General features: G+C 69.0%; 6 protein-coding genes. 3 read left to right on the forward strand and 3 right to left on the reverse strand.

Translation table 11 applies throughout. The features are described from left to right. Position 1 precedes the first annotated feature (1 nt). A complete protein-coding gene (gene msrB, locus HMPREF3114_RS19420) occupies positions 2-574 on the reverse strand; it encodes a peptide-methionine (R)-S-oxide reductase MsrB (protein WP_005415145.1) in 573 nt (190 codons plus the stop codon). Positions 575-719: 145 nt separating this feature from the next. Between msrB and HMPREF3114_RS19425 the strand changes: the two genes are divergently transcribed. Together HMPREF3114_RS19425 and HMPREF3114_RS19430 are read left to right on the forward strand one after the other, a co-directional pair. After that, complete coding sequence (locus HMPREF3114_RS19425) at positions 720-1,439, forward strand: response regulator transcription factor (protein ID WP_005415146.1); 720 nt, start codon at positions 720-722, stop codon at positions 1,437-1,439. After that, positions 1,436-2,905, forward strand: coding sequence for a sensor histidine kinase (locus HMPREF3114_RS19430; protein ID WP_005415147.1), 1,470 nt, complete (start codon positions 1,436-1,438; stop codon positions 2,903-2,905). The genes HMPREF3114_RS19425 and HMPREF3114_RS19430 overlap by 4 nt, the downstream gene beginning before the upstream one ends. Here HMPREF3114_RS19430 and HMPREF3114_RS19435 read toward each other — a convergent pair. Both HMPREF3114_RS19435 and HMPREF3114_RS19440 read right to left on the reverse strand, forming a co-directional pair. Continuing rightward, positions 2,902-4,251, reverse strand: coding sequence for an ATP-binding protein (locus tag HMPREF3114_RS19435; protein ID WP_053498029.1), 1,350 nt, complete (start codon positions 4,249-4,251; stop codon positions 2,902-2,904). The two genes, HMPREF3114_RS19430 and HMPREF3114_RS19435, sit on opposite strands and share 4 nt — an antisense overlap. After that, complete coding sequence (locus HMPREF3114_RS19440) at positions 4,248-4,937, reverse strand: winged helix-turn-helix domain-containing protein (RefSeq protein ID WP_005415149.1); 690 nt, start codon at positions 4,935-4,937, stop codon at positions 4,248-4,250. Before HMPREF3114_RS19440 ends, HMPREF3114_RS19435 begins: the two co-directional genes overlap by 4 nt. Positions 4,938-5,287: 350 nt before the next feature. Between HMPREF3114_RS19440 and asnB the strand changes: the two genes are divergently transcribed. Beyond that, the gene (gene asnB, locus HMPREF3114_RS19445; RefSeq protein ID WP_070490480.1) at positions 5,288-7,189 is read left to right on the forward strand and encodes an asparagine synthase (glutamine-hydrolyzing); all 1,902 of its coding nucleotides are present in this window, start codon (positions 5,288-5,290) and stop codon (positions 7,187-7,189) included. Positions 7,190-7,265: the final 76 nt, after the last annotated feature.

The following is a 7,265-nucleotide window of genomic DNA, read 5'->3' on the forward strand; positions in this document are numbered from 1 at the left end:
GTCAGGCTCCGGAAACAGGGGAAGAACCGACCGGCACCCGCCAGCCGTCGGCAGTGCCATCCGTGGCGCCGGGAACGAACACCATCGCTGCGCCGTTCATGCAGTAGCGCAGCCCGGTCGGGCGTGGGCCATCGTTGAACACATGGCCGAGGTGGCCGCCACAGCGACGGCAGTGCACCTCCACCCGCAGCATCCCGAAGGTGACGTCGCGGTCTTCGCCGATGGCGTTGTGCAGCGGCGCCCAGAAGCTGGGCCAGCCGGTGCCGCTCTCGAACTTGGTGGAGGAGGAAAACAGCGGCAGCGCACAGCCGGCACACGCGAAGGTGCCCTGGCGGTGTTCCTTGTTGAGCGGGCTGCTCCACGGCCGTTCGGTGGCCTGCTGGCGCAGCACCGCGTACTGCGCCGGGGTCAGGCGCTGGCGCCAGTCGGCATCGCTGTGCATGACCTCGAACTGTCGCGACGGGCGCGCTTCGGCGGCGGCCGGGGCGGCGCGGCTGCAGGCCCCCAGGCCGAGCAGGCCGGCGGCGGTGGCAACACCTCCCAGGCCCAGCAGATGGCGGCGGGACAAGGACATGGCGGACTCCGGGAAGGGGATGACGGGGCCATGCTGCGCCCGCCCGGGTCAACGAATCCTCACGCAGGATTCAATTTTTCGTGAGGTATCGGCGGCCGTCCCGCGCCACAATGCAACCCGCCTCCCCACTGGCCTTGAGCTGACGATGTCGACCAAACGCGTGCTGATCGTTGAAGACGATGCCCACATCGCCGACCTGCTGCGCATGCACCTGGGCGATGAGGGCTACGATGTCGCCCATGCTGCCAGCGGCGATGCCGGCCTGCGCCTGCTCGAGCAGGAAGGTCCCTGGGATGCGCTGGTGCTGGACGTGATGCTGCCCGGCGTGGACGGCCTGCAGGTGTGCCAGCGCGCACGCGCGATGGCGCGGTATGTGCCGATCATCATCATCAGTGCGCGCGGCAGCGAAACCCAGCGCATCGTCGGCCTGGAACTGGGCGCGGACGATTACCTGGCAAAACCCTTCTCGATGCCGGAACTGGTGGCACGCGTGCGCGCGCTGCTGCGCCGCGCCGAGGCGATGGCGCAGAGCGCACGCATCGATGCCGGCGCGATCGAGCTGGGGGGACTGCAGCTGGACCCGGTCGCGCGTACCGCCTCGGTGGATGGCAATCCATTGGAGCTGACCCCGCGCGAGTTCGACCTGCTGTTGTTCTTTGCCCGTCACCCGGACCAGGTGTTCGCGCGCATGGAACTGCTCAACCAGGTCTGGGGCTACCAGCACGATGGCTACGAGCATACGGTCAACACCCATATCAACCGCCTGCGCAGCAAGATCGAGCCCGATCCGGCCAATCCGCGGCGGCTGCTGACGGTGTGGGGCCGTGGCTACAAGCTGGTCGACCCGGCCGGAGCAGCGGCATGATCAAGCCGAACCTGTGGCAGAAGCTGGCAGTGGTGACCGCTGCGCTGATGCTGACGTGCTGCATGGCGCTGCTTGCACTGCAGATGCGTGCCAATACCCGCCACGAGCAGGAGGTGGTACAGCGGTTGTCGCTGGGCCTGGCCGAGCACATCGCCCAGCGCAGCGAGCTGATGGATACCAGCGGCATGCGTGATGCGGCGGTGCGGGCGTTGTTCGGCCAGTTGATGGCGGTCAATCCCAGCGTCGAGGTCTACCTGCTGGATGACCAGGGCCGCATCCTCGGCCACGATGCACCCAGTGGGCACCTGGTGCGAAACCGGGTGGACGTGGCGCCGCTGCGCCACCTGCTGGCCGGTGCGCCGTTGCCGATCCTCGGCGATGACCCGCGTAGCGCGAATGGCCGCAAGGTGTTCAGCGCGGCACCTTTGATCGTGCAGGGCCGGCCGGCGGGCTACGTGTACGTGGTGCTGGTCGGCGAGCACCGGCAGATGCTGGCCGACGATCTTGCCGCCGGCAGCCAGTGGAACACCACGCTGTGGTCGGTGGTGCTGGTCGGTGGCCTCGGCCTGCTGGCCGGGCTGGTGGCGTTCTACTGGGTGACCCGTCCGCTGCGGCGGCTGACCCGACGCATCCAGGCCTTCGACATCGACGCACCCACGCCGTTGCCACCGCCGGAGCCGCTGCGCCCCGGTGAGCGCGACGAGCTGGTGATCCTCGAACACGCGCACGCGCAGATGGCGCAGCGGCTGGGCGAGCAGTGGCAGCAGCTGCGCCAGCAGGACCTGCAGCGCCGCGAACTGGTTGCCAATATCTCGCACGACCTGCGCACGCCGCTGTCGTCGCTGCATGGCTACCTGGAAACGCTGGCATTGAAGGACGCCACGCTGTCAGCGGACGAGCGCCGCCGCTATCTCGGTATCGCGCTGGCGCAGAGCGCCAAGGTCGGCCGGCTGGCGCGCGCGCTGTTCGAGCTGGCGCGGCTGGAGCATGGCGAAGTGCGGTTGGAGTGGGAGGTGTTCGCGCTGCCGGAGCTGCTGCAGGACGTGCTGCAGAAGTTCGAACTGGCGGCACAGGCGCGCGGCCAGCAGCTGCACGCAGCGTTCCCCCCCGGCCTGCCGCTGGTGCGCGCCGACCTGGGCCTGGTCGAACGGGTGTTGACCAACCTGCTCGACAACGCGCTGCGCCATGCACCCGACGGTGGACAGATCGAGGTGCGCCTTTGCGCAACTCCCGACAGCGTGGAGGTCAGCGTGGCTGATGACGGCCCAGGGGTGGCGCCGGCGTTGCGCACCCAGCTGTTCCAGGCACCGGCCGCGCTGGGCGCGCGGCGCGGCGAGAACGGCGGATTGGGGCTGTTGATCGTGCAGCGCATCGTGCAGCTGCACGGCCGCCGCATCGAACTGCGCGACAGCGAGCGTGGCGCGCTGTTCGTGTTTGCCTTGCCGCGTGCGGAACCGGCGGCCTAGCAGGCCGCTTCGCATTCGACGATGCCGCCGCCGTTTTCCAGCGGCAGGTGCAGGCGGATGCAGGCACCGCCCAGCGACGAATCGGTTACTTCGACGTGGCCGCCATGCTTGTCGGCCACCACCTGCACCAGTGCCAGGCCGAGGCCGAAGCCGGGACTGCCCGGGTCCAGCCGGACGTAGGGCTGCAGTACCTGGCCGCGCAGTTCGGGTGCAATGCCGGGGCCGTCGTCCTCCACCTGCAGGCATAGCCAGCCGTCATTGACGCTGCTGGCAATACGGATCTGCCGGCGCGCGTAGCGCAGTGCATTGCCGAGCAGGTTGCGCAGTGCCAGCTCCAGCATATGCCGGTTGACGTTGACCAGGCCCACCGGCGACAGCGCCTGCTGCACCGGCATCGGCAGCGGCGCGAACTGGGCGACCACGCCGCGCACCAGCGCCGCCAGCTGCAGGCGCTGGCGGGTCAGCTGATGGCAGCGGCCCAGTGCGGCGTACTCGACGCCTGCATCGGTCAGGTGCTGCAGCCGATCCACATCGGTGCGCAATCCGCCCAGTGCATCGCGCTGCCCATCATCGAGCGCGGTGTCCTCCAGGTCGGCCAGGCCGAAACGCATCCGCGCCAATGGCGTGCGCACTTCGTGCGCCACCGCCTGCGCCAGCACACGCTGGCTTTCCAGCAGCTGCTGCAGCTGCTCGGCCATGTGGTTGAAGGCATTGGCCAGTGGCCGCACCAGCGCGGTGCCCGCACGCGGCGCACGCGTGTCCAACTGGCCATCGCGCATCTGCCTGGCCGCCTGCGCCAGCTGCGAGACGTCGCGCCACAACCGATAGACCATCACGTACATCGGCAATGCCACCGCCACCATCAGGATCAGCAGCAGGATCGCCACGCCCGACACTTCGCTGTCCTGCCAGCCCTCGTCCGGCAGCGCTTCATCCAGCGGCCCCAGCATCACCGCGTAGTCGCTGTCACCGATGCGCTGCAGGCTGCGCATGTGCTCCAGGTCGATCTGCACGCGGCCGTTGTTGAACGGCGGACGTTGGCTGGCCGGCAACGCCTTCACTGCCTCAGCCAGCGGCACCATGCGCAGCGCGTAGGCGAAATCGGCGTCGAGTTCGCGTGCCAGCACCGGCCACTGGTCGCGCGGGGTTTCGGCGAAGCGGTGCTGCAGCAGGGCATGGGTGCCACGCATTTCGGCCTGCAGCCCGGCTTCGGTGCGGTCCTCCAGCAGGGCATCCCAGGCCCACAGGCCCAGCACGATCAGCAACAGGTGGGCAACCAGGAAGCCGATGCCGTAGCGCAGGAAGTGGAAGGCGTGGCCGCGCATCGCCGAGGGCGTGCGCTTCATCCCCATGCCGAGCGGCTGAACAGGTAGCCGCGGCCACGGACGGTCTTGATCCGTTCCGGCTGCTCGGGGTTGTCGCCCAGCTTGCGGCGCAGGCGCGAGATGCGGGCATCGATCGAACGGTCCAGGCCGTCGAAGGCGATGCCACGCAGGCCGCGCAGCAGCGCGTCGCGGTCCAGGATCTGGCCGGCATTGCTGGCCAGCAGGAACAGCAGGTCGAACTCGGCCGTGGTCAGCTCCAGCAGGCTGCCCTGCAGGTGCACGTTGCGGGTGGACGGGTCGATGCTCAGCTCGCCGAAGCGCAGGCTGCCGTCACGCGGTTCGACCCGGCGGTGGCGGCGCAGGTGGGCGCGCAGCCGCGCCAGCAGCACCCGCGGTTCGATCGGTTTGCCGATGTAGTCGTCGGCCCCCAGCTCCAGCCCCAGCACCTGGTCGATGTTGTCGGTGCGGGCGGTCAGCACGCAGATGATGCCGTCATAGAGGGGCCGGATCTGCCGACACACTTCGAAACCATCCTGGTCGGGCAGGCCGACATCGAGCAGCACCAGGGCTGGTTTCTCGGCCAGGATGCGGGCCACTGCGCGCTCGCCGCTGCGCTCGTGGGCCACCTGGTAGCCATGCCGTTGCAGGTAGTCGCTGACCATCGTTCCCAGGCGGGCATCGTCTTCGACCAGTACGATATCCAGCATTTCCAAGGCCTCCGTAGGCGCAAACGTACCGCCACGGCACGAGCGCGGCGATGCTATCCCAGCCATCGGGCCGCCCGGGTCCCGGGGGCGGGCGCCATTCAGCCGGGGTTGCTGGCGCAGGGGCCGGGTCTCAGTCCCGGCAACAACTTGGCGTTCAGCATAGCCTGATGCTGTTACAAAACGTTACCTTCGTGATACGACGGGTGACGATCGCTGACAGCAAAGCGACTGACGCCGCGCGGCCCGGCGCCGAGCATGGAGTCTCCTCCGCTCCGCGTGCCGTCCCCCATGTCGCCCGCCGCCCTCTGCCTGCTGAACCCGTCCCGCCGCCGCCAGTGCGGAGGCTCCCGATGAGCGGCGTGGTCGGGGCCTGGTTGCCGCCCGCCGAGGACGAGCAGTTGCTGCAGCAGCTGGCGCCGATGCTGCGGGCGCTGCAGCAGCGCGGGCGTGGCCGCATCGGCTACTGGACCGACGCCGAGGCCGGCCTCGCGCTGGGCCACTGCCGGGCGCCGACCGATACGCCGTTGCAGCCGCTGAGCTCGGACTGCGGTCGCTACGTGCTGTGCCTGGACGGCCGCCTGTACAACCGCGCTGACCTGCAGGCGCAGTTGCGCGATCTGCCACGCAGCTGCAGCGATGCACGGCTGCTGCTGCAGGCGATCGTCGAATGGGGCGTGCAGCGGGCGCTGTCGCGTATCGAGGGCGCCTTCGGTTTCAGCGTCTGGGACCGCGAGTCGCGCGTGCTGTGGCTGGCCCGTGATCCGGTGGGCGAGAGGCCGCTGTACTACGGCTGGTACCAGGGCCAGTTCCTGTTCGCCTCGGAGTTGAAGGCGCTGCAGGCCTTCGCCGGGTTCGCACCAAGCATCGACCAGGATGCGCTGAGCCTTCTGCTGCGTCACGACTATGTGCCGGCGCCGCACACCATCTACCGCGGCATCCACAAGCTGGTGGCGGGCGCGATGCTGCGCATCGATCTCAGCGACCATGCCGCGGGTTGCTCCAGCCAGGCCGAGCAGGGGGGCGCGCGTTACTGGTGCGCACGTGAAGCAATGCAGCGTGCACTGCAGGAGCCGCTGCAACCGGCGCCGAGCCTGGAACAGGCCACCGACCAGCTTGAGGCGGTACTTCAGAAAGCCATCGCTTCACGCATGCACTCGCCGCTGGCCTGTGGCGCGTTCCTGTCCGGAGGCACCGACTCCTCGCTGGTGACGGCGATGATGCAGGCCCAATCCACGCTGCCGATCGAAGCATGGACGGTCGGCTTCGACGATCCGGGACATGACGAGAGCGACTGGGCGTCGCAGGTCGCGCGCCATCTGGGTGTGCAGCACCACCTGCACCGCATGGACGCGCGCCAGGGCCTGGATCTGCTGCAGCGCCTGCCGCAGGTCTGGTGCGAACCGTTCGCCGACGCCTCGCAGCTGCCGACGCTGCTGGCCAGTGAACTGCTGGGGGCACGCAAGCCGGTGGCGCTGACCGGTGACGGTGGCGATGAACTGTTCTTCGGCCACCCCAGCTATGGCCGCGCGCTGCGCAATGCGCGCCTGTGCGGTGGCTTGCCGGACTGGGTAAGCGACCTGGCGCGGCGCAGCGGCAACCGCATGAACGCCGAGCGTGGTCGTCTCGGTGGATGGCGTGCCTTGGTGGCCGAAGTTGCTGCCAACGATGTGGAAGGCCACTACCTGCAGCGGGTGACCCGCTGGCGGCAGCCGGCGCAGGTGGTGCTGGGCGCGCGTGAACCGGTGACGATCTTCCAGCAGCAGGACTCGGCGCTGCCGGCCGAAGCGCGCATCCAGCTGCTGGATTTCCGCATGGATCTGGCCGAGGGCATCCTGGCCAAGGTCGACCGCGCGGGCATGGCGGCGGGCGTTGAAACCCGTGCGCCACTGCTGGACATGGAGGTGGTGCGACTGGCCTGGCGCCTGCCGCAGCACCTGAAGTACCACGATGGCGAACACAAACTGATCCTGAAGCACCTGTTGGCACGCTACCTGCCCGAGCCGCTGGTGTACCGTCCCAAGCGCGGCTTTGGCCCGCCGATGGCGCGCTGGTTGGCCGGTCCGTTGCGCGATTGGGCGGAGGCGCTGCTGGACCCGCAGCTGCTTCGCAATCAGGGCTGTTTCGATCCGGCGCGCGTGCGCGGCATCTGGGAAGCGTTCCTGCGCGGCGAGCGCAAGTGGCACACGCACCTGTGGAACGTGTTGATGTTCCAGGCGTGGCACCAGCATTGGCACGGTGGTCGCGGGCGCTGAGGTTCCTTCGCGGTGTGTTCTGCGTGGCGCGTGGCGGATTCGTTCTGCGCGGCGCAGGGCGGAGGCCCTCGCGTAC

This window comes from Stenotrophomonas sp. HMSC10F07 (genome assembly GCF_001807895.1).
GTDB classification, from domain to species: Bacteria; Pseudomonadota; Gammaproteobacteria; order Xanthomonadales; family Xanthomonadaceae; genus Stenotrophomonas; species Stenotrophomonas sepilia.